The sequence below is a fragment of the Actinomadura keratinilytica genome (assembly GCF_039539665.1).
GTDB lineage: Bacteria > Actinomycetota > Actinomycetes > Streptosporangiales > Streptosporangiaceae > Spirillospora > Spirillospora keratinilytica.
On the sequence record NZ_BAABDO010000064.1, the window covers coordinates 21,438 to 38,653 of the forward strand.

General features: G+C 75.4%; 12 protein-coding genes and 1 pseudogene. 12 read left to right on the plus strand and 1 reads right to left on the minus strand.

Features of this window, described 5'->3' with window-relative positions:
* Positions 1 to 179: 179 nt before the first annotated feature.
* The 12 genes from ABD879_RS19890 (at position 180) to ABD879_RS19945 (ending at position 16,581) form a co-directional block, all read left to right on the plus strand.
* On the plus strand, positions 180 to 1,334 hold the full coding sequence (locus tag ABD879_RS19890; protein ID WP_345022988.1) for a LacI family DNA-binding transcriptional regulator: 1,155 nt from the start codon (positions 180 to 182) through the stop codon (positions 1,332 to 1,334).
* On the plus strand, positions 1,331 to 2,071 hold the full coding sequence (locus ABD879_RS19895; protein ID WP_345022989.1) for a (Fe-S)-binding protein: 741 nt from the start codon (positions 1,331 to 1,333) through the stop codon (positions 2,069 to 2,071). The genes ABD879_RS19890 and ABD879_RS19895 overlap by 4 nt, the downstream gene beginning before the upstream one ends.
* Positions 2,068 to 3,528, plus strand: a complete 1,461-nt coding sequence (locus ABD879_RS19900; RefSeq protein ID WP_345022990.1) for a LutB/LldF family L-lactate oxidation iron-sulfur protein — start codon at positions 2,068 to 2,070, stop codon at positions 3,526 to 3,528. Before ABD879_RS19895 ends, ABD879_RS19900 begins: the two co-directional genes overlap by 4 nt.
* Positions 3,525 to 4,232, plus strand: a complete 708-nt coding sequence (locus ABD879_RS19905; protein ID WP_345022991.1) for a LutC/YkgG family protein — start codon at positions 3,525 to 3,527, stop codon at positions 4,230 to 4,232. The genes ABD879_RS19900 and ABD879_RS19905 overlap by 4 nt, the downstream gene beginning before the upstream one ends.
* Positions 4,229 to 5,677 carry a rhamnulokinase gene (locus ABD879_RS19910; protein WP_345022992.1) on the plus strand — a complete coding sequence of 483 codons (1,449 nt, stop codon included), beginning with the start codon at positions 4,229 to 4,231 and terminating at the stop codon, positions 5,675 to 5,677. Before ABD879_RS19905 ends, ABD879_RS19910 begins: the two co-directional genes overlap by 4 nt.
* Positions 5,678 to 5,888: 211 nt before the next feature.
* Positions 5,889 to 7,247, plus strand: a complete 1,359-nt coding sequence (locus ABD879_RS19915) for a cytochrome P450 (protein ID WP_345022993.1) — start codon at positions 5,889 to 5,891, stop codon at positions 7,245 to 7,247.
* A gap of 286 nt (positions 7,248 to 7,533) precedes the next feature.
* Positions 7,534 to 10,503, plus strand: coding sequence for a helix-turn-helix transcriptional regulator (locus ABD879_RS19920; protein ID WP_345022994.1), 2,970 nt, complete (start codon positions 7,534 to 7,536; stop codon positions 10,501 to 10,503).
* 201 nt (positions 10,504 to 10,704) lie between these two features.
* A complete protein-coding gene (locus ABD879_RS19925) occupies positions 10,705 to 11,850 on the plus strand; it encodes an alpha/beta fold hydrolase (protein ID WP_345022995.1) in 1,146 nt (381 codons plus the stop codon).
* Positions 11,850 to 14,297, plus strand: coding sequence for a GMC oxidoreductase (locus ABD879_RS19930; protein ID WP_345022996.1), 2,448 nt, complete (start codon positions 11,850 to 11,852; stop codon positions 14,295 to 14,297). The genes ABD879_RS19925 and ABD879_RS19930 overlap by 1 nt, the downstream gene beginning before the upstream one ends.
* A 208-nt stretch (positions 14,298 to 14,505) precedes the next feature.
* Complete coding sequence (locus tag ABD879_RS19935; RefSeq protein ID WP_345022997.1) at positions 14,506 to 15,159, plus strand: COG4315 family predicted lipoprotein; 654 nt, start codon at positions 14,506 to 14,508, stop codon at positions 15,157 to 15,159.
* Positions 15,160 to 15,214: 55 nt separating this feature from the next.
* Entirely contained in the window at positions 15,215 to 15,829 is a 615-nt protein-coding gene (locus tag ABD879_RS19940; protein ID WP_345022998.1) for a sigma-70 family RNA polymerase sigma factor, read from the plus strand.
* Positions 15,826 to 16,581, plus strand: a complete 756-nt coding sequence (locus ABD879_RS19945; RefSeq protein WP_345022999.1) for an anti-sigma factor family protein — start codon at positions 15,826 to 15,828, stop codon at positions 16,579 to 16,581. The genes ABD879_RS19940 and ABD879_RS19945 overlap by 4 nt, the downstream gene beginning before the upstream one ends.
* Before the next feature lie 185 nt (positions 16,582 to 16,766).
* Here ABD879_RS19945 and ABD879_RS19950 read toward each other — a convergent pair.
* Positions 16,767 to 17,216, minus strand: a pseudogene (locus tag ABD879_RS19950) (hypothetical protein); the annotation flags it as partial.

The following is a 17,216-nucleotide window of genomic DNA, read 5'->3' on the forward strand; positions in this document are numbered from 1 at the left end:
AAATCGCTGGATCCTCGGTGGGACAAGGGCTGAAGAGACTTCGGGACGGGCGGTGCGGAGGAGGCCGCCGACCGCGCCGCGACGACCAAGATCACCACTACGGGGTTGACACGTTTTAACGGCATGACCCAAAGTGAGCGGGCACACACCACAGACGCAGACCGACCCGGGGGCGGCAGATGAGCACAGACGGCACCGGCGAGGTCCCCGCACCGCGCCGGTCCGCGAGCAGACGTCCGGCCACGCGCAACGGTGCCGGGGGCCCGGCGACCGTGGGCATCAAGCAGGTGGCGCAGCACGCGGGGGTGTCGCCCGGCACCGTCTCCAACGTGCTCAACCGCCCCGAGCGGGTGGCCCCCGCCACCCGCGCCCGGGTCGAGCAGGCCATCCGCGAGCTGGGGTTCGTCCGGCACGGTTCGGCGTCCACGCTGCGCGCCGGGCACAGCCGCACGGTCGGGCTCATGGTGCTCGACCTGTCCAACCCGTTCTTCACCGAGGTCGCCCGCGGCGTGGAGGACGCGGCCAGCGAGCACGGCTACGCGGTGCTGCTGTCGTCGTCCGCCGAGTCCCACGAGCGCGAGCAGCGCAACCTGCGCGTGTTCGCCGAACAGCGGGTCCGCGGCGTGCTGGTCACGCCCGTGGACGACGGGCGGCAGGCCGACCGGCTGCGCGAGCGCGACATCCCGGTCGTCCTGCTGGACCACCCCACCCCCCGCGCCAACCAGTGCTCGGTGGCGGTGGACGACGTGGCGGGCGGCGAGCTGGCGGTCGGCCGGCTGCTGGCCGACGGCGCCCGCACGCTGGGCTTCGTCACCGGCCCGTCCGCGCTGCGGCAGTGCGCCGACCGGCGCAAGGGCGCGCTGCGGGCGCTGCGCGCGGCCGGGATGCCGCGCGAGGCGATGCGGGAGCTGACCGTCCCGGCGATGAACGCCCGCGCCGGCCAGGAGGCGGCGCGGCGGCTGCTGGCCGACGGCGCCCTGCCCGACGCCATCTTCTGCGCCAACGACCTGCTCGCCCTGGGGGTGATGCGGGTCCTGCTGCAGGCGGGGGTCAGGGTGCCCGCCGACGTGGCGCTCATCGGCTACGACGACATCGAGTTCTCCGCCGCGGCCGCGGTGCCGCTCAGCTCGGTGCGCCAGCCCACCTACCAGCTGGGCCGCATCGCCACCGAACTGCTGCTGGAGGAGTGCGACGACCCCGAGGGGCACGCCCACCAGCAGGTGATGTTCCAACCGGAGCTGGTGGTGCGCGAGTCAAGCCGCCGCGTCGGCGCGGAGGGCTCCGGCGGCGCGGAGATCTCCGTCGGCGCGGGCGGCTCCGAGGAGGAGCGATGAAGGTCGCGCTGTTCATCACGTGTCTGAACGACACGATGTTCCCCGGCACGGGCAAGGCGGTCGTGCGGCTGCTCAACCGGCTGGGGCACGAGGTCGACTTCCCGCAGGCGCAGACGTGCTGCGGGCAGATGCACTTCAACACCGGCTACCGCAAGCAGGCCCTGCCGCTGGTGCGCGGCTTCGCCGACGCGTTCGCCGGCTACGACGCGGTGGTGACCCCGTCGGCGTCGTGCGGGGCGATGGTGCGCGACTGGCACCCCAGGCTGGCGGCCGACTCCGGCGACCGCGCCCTGGCCGCGCGCGTGGAGGCGCTGACGCCCAAGGTGTACGAGCTGTCGGAGTTCCTGGTCGACGTGCTCGGCGTGACCGACGTGGGCGCCTACTTCCCGCACCGCGTCACCTACCATCCCACCTGCCACTCGATGCGCATGCTGCACGTCGGCGACCGGCCGCTGCGGCTGCTGCGCGCCGTGCGCGGCATCGACCTGGTGGAACTGCCCGAGGCGACCGAGTGCTGCGGCTTCGGCGGCACCTTCGCCCTCAAGAACTCCGAGGTGTCGGCCGCGATGTGCGCCGACAAGGTGACCAACGTGCGCCGCACCGGCGCCGAGGCGCTGTGCGCGGCCGACAACTCCTGCCTGATGCACATCGGCGGGGCGCTGTTGCGCACCCGGTCCGGCGTGCGCACCGTGCACCTGGCCGAGATCCTCGCCTCCACGGAGGAGGACCGCACATGAGCAGCGGCACCGGCGGCACCGCCGCCCGCATGCCGACCTACCTGGGGATGCCCGCGTTCCCCGACGCGGCGCGGCGCGCGGTGGGCGACACCCGGCTGCGCCGCAACCTGGCGCACGCCACGACCACGATCCGCCGGCGGCGCGCGGAGGCCGTCGCCGAGCTGGACGACTGGGCCGCGCTGCGCGAGGCGGGCCGGCAGATCAAGGACCACGTCCTGGCGAACCTCGGGCACTACCTGCGCCTGCTGGAGGAGAAGGTCACCGAGGCCGGCGGCACGGTGCACTGGGCGCGCGACGCCGCCGAGGCCAACCGGATCGTCACCGACCTGGTCCGGGCGACCGGCGAGACCGAGGTGGTCAAGGTCAAGTCGATGGCCACCCAGGAGATCGGGCTGAACGAGGCGCTGGCCGAGGCGGGCATCACCGCCCACGAGACCGACCTGGCCGAGCTGATCGTGCAGCTCGGCGACGACCGCCCGTCGCACATCCTGGTCCCGGCCATCCACCGCAACCGCGCCGACATCCGCGACATCTTCCGCCGCACCATGCCGGACGCGCCCGCCGGGCTGTCCGACTCGCCCGCCGAGCTGGCCGAGGCGGCGCGGCGGCACCTGCGCGCCAAGTTCCTGTCGGCGAAGGTGGCGGTGTCCGGGGTCAACTTCGCCGTCGCCGACACCGGCACGCTGGTGGTGCTGGAGTCGGAGGGCAACGGGCGGATGTGCCTGACGCTGCCCGAGACGCTGATCTCGGTGATGGGCATCGAGAAGGTCGTGCCGAGCTGGCGCGACCTGGAGGTGTTCCTGCAGCTGCTGCCCCGCTCCTCGACGGCGGAGCGGATGAACCCCTACACCTCCGCCTGGACCGGCGTCACCCCCGGCGACGGGCCGTCGGACTTCCACCTGGTCCTGCTGGACAACGGCCGCACCGCGACGCTGGCCGACGAGGTCGGGCGGCAGGCGCTGCGCTGCATCCGCTGCTCGGCGTGCCTGAACGTGTGCCCCGTCTACGCGCGGGCCGGCGGCCACGCCTACGGCTCGCCCTACCCGGGGCCGATCGGCGCGATCCTGTCGCCGCAGATCCGCGGCATCGGCTCGGACGTGGACTCCTCGCTGCCCTACGCGTCGTCGCTGTGCGGGGCGTGCTTCGAGGCGTGCCCGGTGGCCATCGACATCCCCGAGGTGCTGGTGCACCTGCGCGCCCGCGCCGTGGAGAAGGGGCACAAGCATCCGCTGGAGCGCGCGGTGATGGACGTCGCGGGGTGGACGCTGCGCTCGCCCACCGGCGTGGCGCTGGCGCAGCGGGCCGCGCCCGGCGGCCGGCGCGTGGTGGGGCGGCGCGGCCGCATCCGGCGCCTGCCCGGCCCGCTGAGCGCGTGGACCGACACCCGGGACGCGCCGGTGCCGCCGAAGGAGTCGTTCCGCGCCTGGTGGAACCGCACCGGAGGGAAGGGCGAATGAGCGGGCGGGAAGGCGCGAACGCGCGCGCGGAGATCCTCGGCCGCATCGAGCGGATCACCGGCCGGCGCACGGCCGCCGACGCGGCCGCGTCCTACGACCGGATCGACCGCGGCTACGCGCGGCGCCACCACGGCGAGCGGATCCTGGAGCTGTTCGCCGAACGGGTCGCCGACTACCGCGCCACGGTGCGGCTGGTGTCGGCCGGCGAGCTGCCCGGCGCGGTGGCCGAGTCCCTGGCCGCACGCGCCGAGTCCCCGGCCGTGCGCGGCGAGTCCCCGGCCGTGCGCGGCGAGTCCCCGGCCGTGCGCGGCGGCGGGGCGTTCGCGGTGCCGTCCGGGCTGCCGGACGAGTGGCTGGCGCACGTCCCGCCGGAGCGGATCGCCCGCGACCCGGCCGTCGCCGACCTGGACGGGCTGGCGGGCGCGGTCACCGGCTGCGCCGCCGCGATCGCCGAAACCGGCACCATCGTGCTGGACCACGGGCCCGGCCAGGGGCCGCGCGCGCTGTCCCTGGTGCCCGACTACCACCTCATCGTGGTCACCGCCGACCAGGTCGCGGCCGATGTGCCCGAGGCGCTGGAGCGGCTCGGCCCGTCCCGTCCCCTCACCTTCGTGTCCGGCCCCTCGGCGACCAGCGACATCGAGCTGTCGCGCGTCGAGGGCGTGCACGGCCCCCGCACCCTGGAGGTACTGCTCGTCCCATGAACGCTTCATCTGCGGTGTTCGCCGCCGTCGACTTCGGGGCGTCCAGCGGTCGGGTGATGGCCGCGCGCGTCGGTCCGGGGACGCTGGAGCTGGCGGAGCTGCGGCGCTTCCCCAACCGCCCCGTGCGGGTCGCGGGCACGCTGCACTGGGACATCCTGGGCCTGTACGGCAACGTGCTCGACGGGCTGCGCGCGGCGCCCTCCGGCCTGGTGTCGGTGGGCATCGACTCGTGGGCCGTCGACTACGGGCTGCTGGACGAGCGCGGCGCGCTGCTCGGCAACCCCGTGCACTACCGCGACGCGCGCACCGACGGCGTCATGGAGCGGGTGCGGGCCGAGCTCGGCGACGACCACCTGTACCAGGTGTCGGGGCTGCAGTTCCTGCCGTTCAACACCGTCTACCAGCTCGTCGCCGAGTCCGCGGAGGTGCTCAAGCGCGCGCGGACGCTGCTGCTGATCCCGGACCTGGTGGGGTACTGGCTGACCGGGCGGATCGGCGCCGAGCGCACCAACGCGTCCACGACGGGGCTGCTCGACGTGCGCACGGGCGCATGGTCGCGGCCCCTGCTGGACCGCCTGGGTCTTCCCGCGGAGCTGCTGCCCGACCTGCGCGAGCCGGGCGACGCGGTGGGGACGCTGCGCGCCGACGTGGCCGAGGAGACGGGGCTGCGCGCGGACCTGCCGGTGACGGCCGTCGCGTCCCACGACACCGCCTCGGCCGTGGCCGCCGTCCCCGCCTCCGGGGAGCGCTTCGGCTACATCTCCTGCGGCACCTGGTCCCTGGTGGGCGTGGAGCTGCCCGAGCCGGTGCTGACCGAGGCCAGCCGCGAGGCCAACTTCACCAACGAGGGCGGGGTGGACGGCACCGTCCGCTACCTGCGCAACGTGATGGGGCTGTGGCCGCTGCAGGAGTGCCTGCGCGCCTGGGACTCCCCCGACCTTCCGGCGCTGCTGGCGGAGGCGGCGCGGGTTCCGGCGCTGCGTTCGCTGATCGACCCGGACGACCCCGAGTTCCTGCCGCCGGGCGGCATGCCCGAGCGGATCGCCGCGCACTGCCGCCGCCGCGGCATGCCCGAGCCGGGCACCCGCGCCGAGACCGTGCGCTGCGTCCTCGACAGCCTGGCGCTGGCGCACCGCGCGGCCATCCGGCAGGCGGCGCGGCTGTCCGGCCGCGAGGTGGAGGTGGTGCACCTGGTCGGCGGCGGCTCCCGCAACGAGCTGCTGTGCCAGCTGACCGCGGACGCGTGCGGGCTGCCCGTCGTCGCCGGGCCGGTGGAGGCCACCGCGCTGGGCAACGTCCTGGTGCAGGCGCGCGCGCACGGGGTCGTGGGCGACCTGGCGGAGATGCGGGCGCTGGTCGCCGGGACGCAGCCGCTGCGCCGCTACGAGCCGCGCGGCGACGAGTCGGCCTGGTCGGACGCGGCCGCCCGCATCGGCCTGGGCTGAGCGGTCGCCGATATCCGGGGGTCAGCGCTTCCTGACCACCACCGATATCGGTGTTTACCACGATGTGAGAGACGACTGCGAACGAAGATCATCAAAGTGATCTCCGGTGCGGATCCGACCGGAGTGGCGCGGCGGCGGCCCCACCCCGCCGCGCTCCGGTGAACGCCGTCTCGAGGGGTCTCCTCCCCGGAGATCCCGTGCAGGAGTCTCGATGCCCGCTCCCCCTGGTCTGCGTCTGCCCGCGCCGCTGCAGGTGGCCTGGCTCGTCGCCGACCCGATGCGGTTCTTCGCCGCCGGGCGCCGCCTCGGGCCCGTCTTCCAGATCCGGCTCCCCGGCATGCCGCCGGAGGTGTGCGTGGCCACCGCCGACCTGGCCGAGCAGGTGCTGGCCGCCGACGGCTCCGGGGGGCGCGCGGGGGCGGTGCGGCGCGGGCTGCTCGGCCCGCTGGTCGGCGAGGCGTCGCTGCTGACGCTGGACGAGGAGCCGTGGTGGCGGCACCGGCGGCTGCTCGGCCCGCCGCTGCACGGGCGGGCGGTGGCGCGCTGGGCCGAGCGGGCCGCCGAGCTGGCCGCCGCCGACATCGACCGGTGGCCGCTCGGCGAGCCGTTCGCGCTGCGCCCCCGGATGGAGCGCATCACCCTCGAAGTGATCATGCGGGTGGTGTTCGGCATCCGCGACGCCGGGCGGCTGCGCCGCCAGCGCGACCGGCTGCTGCGGCTGGTGGCGCTCGGCGGCGGCGCCGCCGTGGTGCGCCTGCCGCCCCGGCCGCGCGAGTGGCTGCTGACCGCGCCGGCGGCGCGGCGCGCCGGGTTCCTGCCCACCACCCGGTTCGCGCGGATCCGCGCGCAGGTCGACGCGATCCTCTACGACGAGATGGCCCGGCGCCGCCGCGACGGCGCCCCGGACGCCGGCCCGGCCGCCGACGACGTGCTGTCGCAGCTGCTCGCCGCGCGGGACGAGGCGGGCCGGCCGCTGACCGACCGGGAGGTGCGGGACGAGCTGATCACCCTGCTGGTCGCCGGGCACGAGACCACGGCCACCGCCCTGGCCTGGACGTTCGAGCGCCTGGTGCGGACGCCCCCGGTGCTGGAGCGGCTGCGCGAGGAGCCGGCGGACGGCGACGGCCGCGCCTACCTGGACGCGGTGATCAAGGAGTCGCTGCGGGTCCGCCCGGTGGTGCCGGCCACGCCCCGGTTGCTGACCGAGCCGATGACGGTCGGCGGCCACCGAGTGCCCGCCGGATGGTGCGTGGCGGCGGTCATCCCGCTGGTGCACACCGACCCCGACGTCTTCCCCGACCCCGGCGAGTTCCGGCCCGAGCGGTTCCTCGGCCCGGAGGCGGCGAAGGCCAACCGGGCCTGGCTGCCGTTCGGCGGCGGCCGCCGCTACTGCGCGGGCGCCCAGCTGGCGCTGCTGGAGATGCGGACGATCGTCGCCGAGGTGCTGCGCCGGGTGGAGCTGCGCCCCGCCGACCCCGCGCCCGAGCGCGTCCGGCTCCGGGCGGTCTCGCTGGTTCCGGCGCGGTCGGCGCGCGTCGTGGCCGCCCGGCGGGGGTCCGCGGCGGTATGACCTGGGACGGGTGAACAGAACACGAGGAGGAGGGTGACGGGTAGGCAACGCCTAACTGAAAACTGTTGACATCCCCCTGGTTAAGGCGGTTGATAGCAGAGGGCGACCACGGGGGACGCGACCGCGTGCGGTCCGGTCGGCGCAGGCCGGACCGCGGGATCGGCCATGCCGTCGGCCGAATCGGTAAAGTGTCCCCTGCGGCTGCCTGAAGATCGAGGCAAGACACCGGCTGAACGTCTTCGTCGCGGCGTGTCGACCGCCTTGTCACTACTGGTGGGGTGTGGACATGGAGGGTCGTACGGACCAACAGCCCGACGTCCTTCCGGCGGCCCTGCCGTTGGTGGGGCGCCAGGGCGTGCTGCGTGCCCTGGAGGAGGCGCTGGATGCCACGGCCGAGGGCGCGTTCCGGTTCGTCGCCCTCGTCGGCGAGCCGGGGGCGGGCAAGACCCGGCTGCTGAGCGAGCTGTCGGGGGCCGCCGCGGCGCGCAAGCTGCCCACCCGCGCGGGCCGCGCCGCCGAGTTCGAGCAGGAGATGCCGTTCGGCGCCGTCGTCGACGCCCTCGACGACCATCTGGAGGAGCATCTGCCCGACCTCGGCCCGGACGCGACCCGGCTGCTGTCGGCGGTGTTCCCGGCCCTGGCGACCATGTCCGCCGTGGCCGCCGGGCCGGCCGCCGTGGCCGCCGACGGGCGGCAGGTGGCCCGCTACCAGCTGTACCGGACCGTGCGGCGGCTGCTGGAGGAGCTGGCCGCCGCGTCCGGCCTGGTGCTGATGCTGGACGACCTGCACTGGGCCGACGAGGCCACCATCGAGCTGCTGGACCACCTGGTGCGGCACCCGCCGCGGGCGCGGGTGACGCTCGCCGTGGCGTACCGGCCGGCGCAGGCGTCGCCGCGGCTGGCCGCGCTGGTCGAGGACGCGGTGCAGAACGGCCGCGGCCTGCGCGTCCCGGTGGACCCGCTCACCGAGCAGGAGGTCGCGCAGCTGCTCGGCCTGCGGGTGCCCGACGCGCGCTGCCGCGAGCTGTACCGCGCCAGCGGCGGCAACCCCTTCTACCTCGAGGCGCTGGCGCGCAGCCCGCAGCGGCCCGTCGCCGGTCCGGGCGACGGCGACCTGCCGCCCGCGGTGCAGGCCGCGCTGGTGCTGGAGCTGAGCGGCCTGTCGCGGAACGCGCTGCTGGTGGCGCAGGGCGCGGCGGTCGCCGCCGACGAGTTCGACCCGGCGCTGGCCGCGGTGGCCGCCGAGGTGTCCGAGGACGACACGCTGTCGGCGCTGGACGAGCTGGTCGCCCGCGACATCGTGCGGCCGATGGCCGAGCGGTTCCGGTTCCGCCACCCCCTGGTGCGGCACGCCGCCTACGGGTCGGCCGCGGCCGGGTGGCGGCTGGCCGCGCACGGCCGCATCGCCGCCTACCTGGCGCGGATCGGCGCGCTCGCCGCGGTGCGCGCCCGGCACGTGGAGCGGTCGGGGCGGTTCGGCGACCCGGCCGCGATCGCCACGCTGGTGGAGGCGGCCCGCACGTTCACCGCGCAGGCCCCGGTCACCGCGGCGCACTGGCTGCGCGCCGCGCTGCGGCTGATGCCGGAGAAGATGCCCGAGCCGCCCGCGGCGGCGCAGGGGCACGCGCCGCTGCCGTCGCGGCTGGAGCTGCTGATGGAGCTGGCGCAGGTGGAGTCGCTGGGCGGGCGGCTGGCCGAGGGCCGCGAGACGGCCCGCACGCTGCTGCGGCTGCTGCCGCCCGACGACTACGACCGCCGCGTCACGGCGGCGCGGCTGTGCGCGCTGATGGAGCGGCTGCTGGGCCGTCCGCACGAGGCGCGGGCGCTGCTGCTGGACGAGCTGCGCCGCATCCCCGACCCGGCGTCGCCGACCGGCGTGCCGCTGCGGCTGCGGCTGGTGGCCGAGAGCCTGTTCCGCGGCGACTTCCGCGCGGCCCGCGCCGTCCTGGAGAACATGCCCGAGAACGGCGGGGAGGGCTGGCCGCCGGCGGTGCGGATGGCGGTCACGGCGCTGCGGCCGATGTCGTCGTTCCTGTCCGGCGACCTGGCCGCCGCCGTCCGGTACGCCGAGACCGCCGACCGGCTGGTGGCCGAGGCGACCGACGACGAGGTGGCCGAATGGCTGGACGCGGTGGCCTGGCTGTGCTGGGCCGAGCACATGATGGGCCGCTACGCCGCGTCCCGGCGGCACTTCGAGCGCGCGGTGTCGGTCGCCCGCGCCACCGGGCAGACCTACATCCTGGCCACCCTGCTCACCGGGCAGGCCCGCGCGTCCACCATGGAGGGCCGGCTCACCGAGGCCATGATGATCGCCGAGGAGGCGGCCGAGACGGCGCGGCTGCTGGGCGCGGCGCCGCAGCTGGCGGGGGCGCTGACCCAGCAGTCCCTGACCGTCGGCCTGGCCGGGGACGCCAAGGAGGCGCTGCGGCTGGCCGACGAGGCGATGCGCGCCGGCGCCGACGGCGGCGAGTGGTACGGCGCGCAGGCCCAGTACGCGCGGGCGCGGGCGCTGCTCGGCCTGTCGCGGACGGACGAGGGCGTCGAGGCCATGATGGAGGCCTGCAACGGCTTCGGCGAGGTGATCCTGCTCGACCCCGACGCCCGCCTGGCCTGCTGCGAGATCATGGCCGAGGTCGCCGCGCAGCAGGGCCGCGACGAGGACGCCGCGCTGTGGGCCCGGCGCGCCGAGCAGGTCGCCCACCCGCAGCTCGACAGCGACCGCGCGCGGGCCATGCTGGCGCGCGCGTACGCGGCCATGTCCGCCGAGCCGAAGACCGCCGCGGGCCTGGCCCGCGAGGCGGCCGCGCTGTTCGAGGCGTGCTACGCCCGCGTGGGCTCGGGGCGGGCGCGGCCGGCCGCCGGCATCGCCGCGGCCAGGGCCAAGGACCGCGCCGCGGCCTGCGCCGACCTGCGCGCCGCCGCCGAGGTCTTCGCCGCGTGCGGGGCCCGCCTGCTGCACTCCCGGGCCACGTTGGAGCAGCGGCGCGTCGGCATCCGCACGCCCGGCCCGGCGGGGCGCGGCGCGTCCGGGCGCCGGGGCGGCGACGAGCAGTTCGGCCTGTCCCAGCGGGAGTTCGAGGTCGCCATGCTCGTCTCCGACGGCCTGACCAACCAGCAGATCGCCGAGCGCCTGTTCATCAGCGTCCGCACCGTCGAGACGCACCTGTCGCACATCTTCTCCAAGCTGGACATCACCTCCCGGGTGAACCTGGTGAAGGCGCTGGCCCGGCTGCAGGCCGAGCCGCAGGAGGAGTAGCGCGCCCCGCACCGGCGCGTCGGCGGGGCGCCGCGACGTCGCGCTCGCGGGCGGGGCCGGGGCGCCGTTGAAACGGACGCGGTCCCGGCTGCGTCACATGACGCTGAAGGGCCCTCCGGAGAAACACGCACGACACGTCCTCCGGAACGGCACCGTGGAAGTCAGGGTTTACCACGATGTCCCCGCGTCCGAGGGGACGCCATGGTTGTTGCCGAGCTGGGGAGGTCGATGGACATGCAGCGTCCCGTCGCGCGCTACACGCTCGAAGGCGTGGAGAAGGCCGAGATCTCGGTGCACCCGTTCGCCACCGAGGACGGCCTCGGCCTGCACCTGACGCGCTTCCACCGCGCCGACTGCGACGACGTGGTGCTGCTGCTGCACGGCCTGCCGGCGTCCAGCGACATGTTCATCATGCCCGAGCACTACAACATGGTGAACTACCTGCTGGACAACGGCTTCACCGACGTCTGGGCGCTGGACTTCCGGATGAGCAACCGGTACCCCTACAACGCCGAGACCAACCGGTACAGCCTCGACGACATCGCCCTGTACGACCACCCCGCCGCCATGCGCGAGCTGCGCCGCCACATCGGCGACCGGCGAGTGCACGTCGTCGCGCAGTGCCTGGGCGCGGTGTCGTTCTTCATGAGCATGTCGGCGGGCCTGGTCACCGACGTCACCAGCGCGGTGTCCAACAGCGTCTCGCTGGTCACCCGGGTGCCGACGTGGTCGCGGCTGAAGCTGAACTTCGGCCCCGGCATCGTCGAGTACGGGTTCGGGGTGTCGGTGCTGGACGCCTACTCGGCGCGGGCGGGCCGCTTCACCCGCAACCGGATGATCTCCCGGCTGGTGTCGGCGGTGCACCGCGAGTGCGACAACCCCGACTGCCACATGGTCAGCTTCATGTGGGGCACCGGGTGCCCGGCGATGTTCTACGACCACGACAGCCTGGCGCCCGAGACGCACCGGCGGTGGGCCGACCTGTTCCCGGTGACGGGGCTGAGCTACTACCGGCACATCCGCAAGATGGTCAAGGCCGGGTACGCGGTGAAGAACCGGCCGGGCGACCCGCGCTACGCCGCGCTGCCCGACGACTACCTGCGCGACGCCCCCGAGAACCTGCCGCCCAGCCTGTTCCTGACCGGTTCGGACAACCGCGTGTTCACCGACTCCAACATCGTCTGCCACCGCATCCTGTCGCGCCGCGCGCCCGACAGGCACTCGCTGAAGATCCTGCCCCGCTACTCCCACGTGGACCCGATCGTCGGCCGCAACGCGCACGTCGACGTGTTCCCCGCCATCCTGGAGCACCTGCGCAAGCACAGCCGCGACCGGCAGGTGGTCTGATGGAGCACGTCGACACGGTGGTCGTCGGGTCCGGGTTCGGCGGCTCGGTGGCCGCGTACCGGATGGCCGAGGCCGGGCGGTCGGTGGTGGTGCTGGAGCGCGGCCGCGCGTACCCGCCCGGCACCTTCCCCCGCTCCCCCGCCGAGATCGGCCGGGCGTTCTGGGACCCCGAGGCCGGGCTGTACGGGATGTTCGACGTCTGGAGCTTCAAGGGCTTCGACTCGGTGGTGTCGTCCGGCCTGGGCGGCGGGTCGCTCATCTACGCCAACGTGCTGCTGCGCAAGGACGAGCGGTGGTTCGTCACCGACCTGCCCGGCGGCCGGCACGAGGAGTGGCCGGTGAGCCGCGCGGACCTCGACCCGCACTACGACGCGGTCGAGAAGATGATCGGCACCGCCGTCTACCCGCTCGACCGGCCGCCCTACGACCACACGCCCAAGGCGCACGCGATGCAGGACGCCGCCGCCGAGCTGGGCCTGCACTACAGCCGGCCGCCGCTGAGCATCAGCTTCGCCCCGTCGCCCGGCGCCGAGCCGGGGGTCGGGCTGCCGCTCGCCGAGCCGCCCTACGGCAACGTGCACGGCGTGCCGCGGCGCACGTGCCGGCTGTGCGGCGAGTGCGACATCGGCTGCAACGACGGCGCCAAGAACAGCCTCGACCACACCTACCTGTCGGCGGCCGCGTTCCACGGCGCCGACCTGCGCACCGAGCACGAGGTCAAGGCGATCCGGCCGCGGCCCGGCGGCGGCTACGAGGTGGACTACGTCCACCACGACGTGAACGTCCGCAAGGGGAAGCGGCCGGTCCGCACGATCGCGTGCGAGCGGCTGGTGCTGGCGGCGGGCACGTACGGCACGACGTTCCTGCTGCTGAAGTCGCGGGCGGCGCTGCCGGGGCTGAGCGGGGCGCTCGGCACCCGGTTCAGCGGCAACGGCGACCTGCTGACGTTCCTGCTCAAGGCCAAGGACCGCGACCGGGTGCGGCCGCTGGACGCCAGCCGCGGCCCGGTCATCACCAGCGCGATCCGGCTGCCGGACGCGCTGGACGGCGCGCCGGGCGCCGGGCCCGGCGCCTACATCGAGGACGGCGGCTACCCCTCGTTCGTCGACTGGATGGTGCCGGGGCTGGAGCCCGACGAGCAGATCGTGCGGGTCGTGAAGTTCCTGTGGCAGCGGTTCGTGGAGTTCTTCAAGGACGCGCCCGACACCAACGTGTCGGCGGAGCTGTCGGACCTGATCGGCGACGGTGCGCTGTCGGTCAGCTCGCTGCCGCTGCTGGGCATGGGCCGCGACGCCGCCGACGGGCGGCTGGAGCTGCGGGGCGGGCGGCTGAACGCCCGGTGGAGCGCCGAGTCCAGCCAGGCGCACTACGCGCGGCTGCGCAAGACCATGCGGGCCATGGCCGACGTGCTCGGCGCCGAGTACGCCGACAACCCGATCTGGTTCCGCAAGCGGGTCGTCACGGTGCACCCGCTGGGCGGCGCTCCGATGGGGCGGCACGAGGGCGAGGGCGTGTGCGACGCGTTCGGCGAGGTGTTCGGCCACCCCGGCCTGTACATCGCCGACGGGGCGGCGATGCCGGGGCCGGTGGGCCCGAACCCCTCGCTGACGATCGCGGCGATGGCCGACCGCCTGAGCACCCGGGCGCTGGAGGACGCCGCGAACCGGGGCCGCAGCACACACGTCCCGCCGCGCGACGGCGCGCGGCGGACGCAAGACGCACCGGGAACGGGGGCCGGGCCGGCCTCGGGGGAGGCCGGCCCGCCTGGAGGGGCGGGGAACGGCAGGGCGTACGGCGCGGATTCGGGGCGCCCCGAGCGGGACCGGGGGACGTCCTCCGGGGCGGCCGCTCCTACGTCGCTGTCGTTCACCGAGGTGATGAAGGGGTTCGTGACGTTCGGCGAAGGCGACCCGCGCGCGGGCGAGCTCGCCGAGGCGCGCGAGCACATCGCCTTCCGCCTCACCATCACCGCCGACGACGTCGACCGCTTCCTCGCCGAGCCCGAGCACACCGCGCGGGCCGGGGGGTGGGTGGAGTCCGCCGGCTGCGGGGGCCGGCGGCCCGTCCTGCGGGGCTGGTTCAACTGCCTGGCGCCCGCGGGCGCGGAGGACCGCCGCCTGATGAGGTACCGGCTGCACTTCGCCGACGGCGAGGGCCGGCCCCGCACCCTGACCGGGCAGAAGAACGTCCTGCACGGCCCGCCCACGCGGATCTGGCCGGACACCTCGACCCTGTACGTGCGGATTTTGGACGGGCACGTGCCCGAGGGCGGGGACGCGGACGCCGAGACGCTGGCGGCCGGGGTGATGCACATCCGGCTGCCCGACTTCGCCCGCCAGCTGACCACGTTCCGCACGTCCGGTCCGGACTGCGCGGCGGCGCTGGTGCGGTTCGGCCGGTTCTTCGCCGGCGAGCTGTGGGAGGTGTACGGCCCCGACGCGGCGTGACGGGGATCGCGTCAGGGCCGGACAAACGCGCGGCGCGAGGGAACTGCGGGGTGCCCTCGCGTCGCGCCTTTTTCTCTGCCGGGGCGGTTTCCCGGATCTTTCTCTGCCGGGGCGGTTTCCCGGATCCGGTGCGCGGACGGTTGAACCTTTCCCGCGCCGCGCCCCGTACTGCCTTCCGACGCGGCACACGCCACAGCGGAGGAGGCACATGAACGTCCGGGGACGGGTCGTCCGCACGGGGACCGCGGTCGCGGCGGCCTGCGCGGCGCTCGCGGGCTGCGACCTGTACGGCGGAGCCTCGCAGGGCGCGGCGCCCGCCGCCACGGCCACGGGCGCCGCCGCGGGGGCCGCCGGCGAGCAGCCGGCCTCGGGCGGATGGCCCTGGAAGGGGACGCCCCCCATCGAGCCCCGGGGCGCCGCCAGCCCGACCGGGCTGCGCGCGATGCAGGACACCCAGCTCGGCGCGATCCTGGTGGACAACCGGGGACGCGCCGTCTACCGGTACGACCGCGACAGCGCCCGCCCGTCGCTGTCCCGGTGCGTGGGGACGTGCGCGCAGACCTGGCCGCCCGTGCTGTGGACGCCGACGCTGGACGTCATGGGCGTGGAGCGGGCCAGGATCGGCCGGATCAGGCGGCCCGACGGCTCCCTGCAGGTCACCGTGGCCGGCTGGCCGCTCTACCACTACTCCCAGGACACCTCCCCCGGCGACCAGAACGGCCACGGTGTCAACAACCTCTGGTTCGTCGCCAGACCCAACGGCGCCAAGGCCCAGGCGGGCACCGGCACGGCCGGCACCGGCACGGCCGTCGGCCTCGGCGCCGGGGCGGGCGGCGGCGCCGGCGGCGCACCCGGCGGCTGACCCGCATCCCCCCTCCCCGACCTCCCGACCTACCCCCATCAGCGGAGATTGCCGAATGGCACACAGATCCCCGACCACCGTGGCGGCGCGGCGGCGGCCACGCGGCGGTGACGGCGGCTCCGGCCCGTGGAGCTGGTTCCGCGGCCCCCGCCCCGCCGACGCCGTGGACGACCAGGTGATCGTCACCGAGCTGTACCGCGTGTACGGCCGTCCGCTGCTGTCGTTCGTGCTGCGGCTGACCGGCGGCGACCGGCACTGGGCCGAGGACGTCGTCCAGGAGACGATGATCCGGGCCTGGCGCAGCGCGCACCAGCTGGACGCCAACGCGACGTCGATGCTGCCGTGGCTGGCCACCGTCGCCCGCCGGATCGTCATCGACGACCAGCGCCGCAAGAACGCCCGGCCGCAGGAGGCGGGCGAGGGCCCGCTGGAGAACATGCGCGCCCCCGACGGGTTGGAGGATCTCCTGCGATCAGTCGTCGTGTCCGAGGCGCTCCAGTCGCTGTCCCCCGCGCACCGCGAGATCTTGAACGAGACCTTCTTCCGGGACCGGTCGGTCAACGAGGCAGCCAAACAGCTGGGCATCCCCGTCGGCACCGTCAAGTCCCGGGTCTACTACGCGCTGCGGGCGCTGCGCGTGGCCCTGGAGGAAAGGGGCGTCACGCCGTGACCACCGGCCCATCGCACATCGACGTCGGCGCCTACGCCCTCGGCCTGCTGGAGGAGCCGGACCGGCGCGCGTTCGAGGCCCACCTGTCCACCTGCCGGCCCTGCCACGAGGAGCTGGCCGTGCTGCGCGGGGTCGCGGCGCAGCTGCACGGCATGCCGCCCATCGAGGACCCGCGCGACGCCACGCCCGTCCCGCCGCCCCCCGAGGCGGTGACCGACCTGCTGCGGCACCGGGCGCGCAAGCTGCGGCGCGGCCGGGTCCGGCGCGCGCTGGTCGGCGTCGCGGCCGGGGTGGTGCTGCTCGCGGGCGCGTTCGGCACCGGGCTCACCATGTCCGGCGGCAGCGGCGGCGGGGGCGCGGCGGCGGCCGGCGCCGGCCCGTCGGTGCGGGTCGTGGACGGCAGCGTCGAGACGCTCATGCGGGAGGGGCGGCGCGTCACCGCCTCCGACCCCGGCACCGGTGTGACGGGCACGGTCGCGATGGAGTCCAAGCTGTGGGGCAGCCGGGTGGGGCTGCGCCTGTCCAAGGTGCGCGGTCCGCTGCAGTGCGAGCTGGTCGCCATCGACCGGGCGGGCCGCGCGCACACGGTGGCGGGCTGGTCGGTGCCGGCCAAGGGCTACGGGGTGCCGGGCTCCCCCGACCCGCTGACGCTGCAGGGCGGCACCGCGCTGTCGTCCGACGAGATCGCCCGCTTCGAGGTGCGGACGATCGGCCAGGGCGGGGGCCGCACCCTGCTCACCGTGCCCGTCTGAGCCCGCGGGGAGGCGCCGCATGTCGCCCGCCCTTGCGGCGGTGCCTCCCCGCCTTCCGAACCCGGGCCCGGAGCGTTGCCTGGGCCGGTGTCCGGCCTGTCCCCCGCCTGGCCGGACGCCGCCCTTCCGGGCCGCCGGGTGACGGCTGCCCGGCCGCGATCCGTCCACGTGGCCGGGCAGCCCGTTCAACCGGTCGTCTGATCGGCCGGGGACGTCCTTCCGGGCAGCAGGGCGGCGCGGTGCCGGGCGACGGCCAGCGCGGGGTGGCACTCGGCGGGAAGCCGGTCGGCGTCGGCGAGGGCGGCGCGCAGCCTGGGCCCGGCGGCCGCCGGGTCGCAGGGCTGCACGACGCACAGTTCGGCCTGCATCGCCTGGCGGGCGGCGGCCATGAGCGCGGGCACGTCCCCCACGACGACGACCTCGCTCGGGACGTCGCCGTATCCGAGCCGCACGGCGAGCGCGTGCAGGTCCGATCCGTCGGGGGTGTAGCGGAACTCGCAGATGAGCCTGTCGCCGTCCAGGGGCCCCTCCTGGATGAGCCACACCTGCCCGGGGCCGACCCGGCCGAGCCGCCGGGCCCACGGCGGTTCGCCGCCTTGGGGGGTGCGGGGCGCGCGCCGGGCGGCGCGGGCAAG

Coding starts and splice junctions, on each gene's coding strand:
- ABD879_RS19910 (WP_345022992.1), top strand. CDS start 4,229: ATGAACGCTTCATCTGCGGTGTTCGCCGCCGTCGACTTCGGGGCGTCC.
- ABD879_RS19915 (WP_345022993.1), top strand. CDS start 5,889: ATGCCCGCTCCCCCTGGTCTGCGTCTGCCCGCGCCGCTGCAGGTGGCC.
- ABD879_RS19930 (WP_345022996.1), top strand. CDS start 11,850: ATGGAGCACGTCGACACGGTGGTCGTCGGGTCCGGGTTCGGCGGCTCG.
- ABD879_RS19925 (WP_345022995.1), top strand. CDS start 10,705: ATGGTTGTTGCCGAGCTGGGGAGGTCGATGGACATGCAGCGTCCCGTC.
- ABD879_RS19920 (WP_345022994.1), top strand. CDS start 7,534: ATGGAGGGTCGTACGGACCAACAGCCCGACGTCCTTCCGGCGGCCCTG.
- ABD879_RS19905 (WP_345022991.1), top strand. CDS start 3,525: ATGAGCGGGCGGGAAGGCGCGAACGCGCGCGCGGAGATCCTCGGCCGC.
- ABD879_RS19900 (WP_345022990.1), top strand. CDS start 2,068: ATGAGCAGCGGCACCGGCGGCACCGCCGCCCGCATGCCGACCTACCTG.
- ABD879_RS19935 (WP_345022997.1), top strand. CDS start 14,506: ATGAACGTCCGGGGACGGGTCGTCCGCACGGGGACCGCGGTCGCGGCG.
- ABD879_RS19890 (WP_345022988.1), top strand. CDS start 180: ATGAGCACAGACGGCACCGGCGAGGTCCCCGCACCGCGCCGGTCCGCG.
- ABD879_RS19940 (WP_345022998.1), top strand. CDS start 15,215: ATGGCACACAGATCCCCGACCACCGTGGCGGCGCGGCGGCGGCCACGC.
- ABD879_RS19895 (WP_345022989.1), top strand. CDS start 1,331: ATGAAGGTCGCGCTGTTCATCACGTGTCTGAACGACACGATGTTCCCC.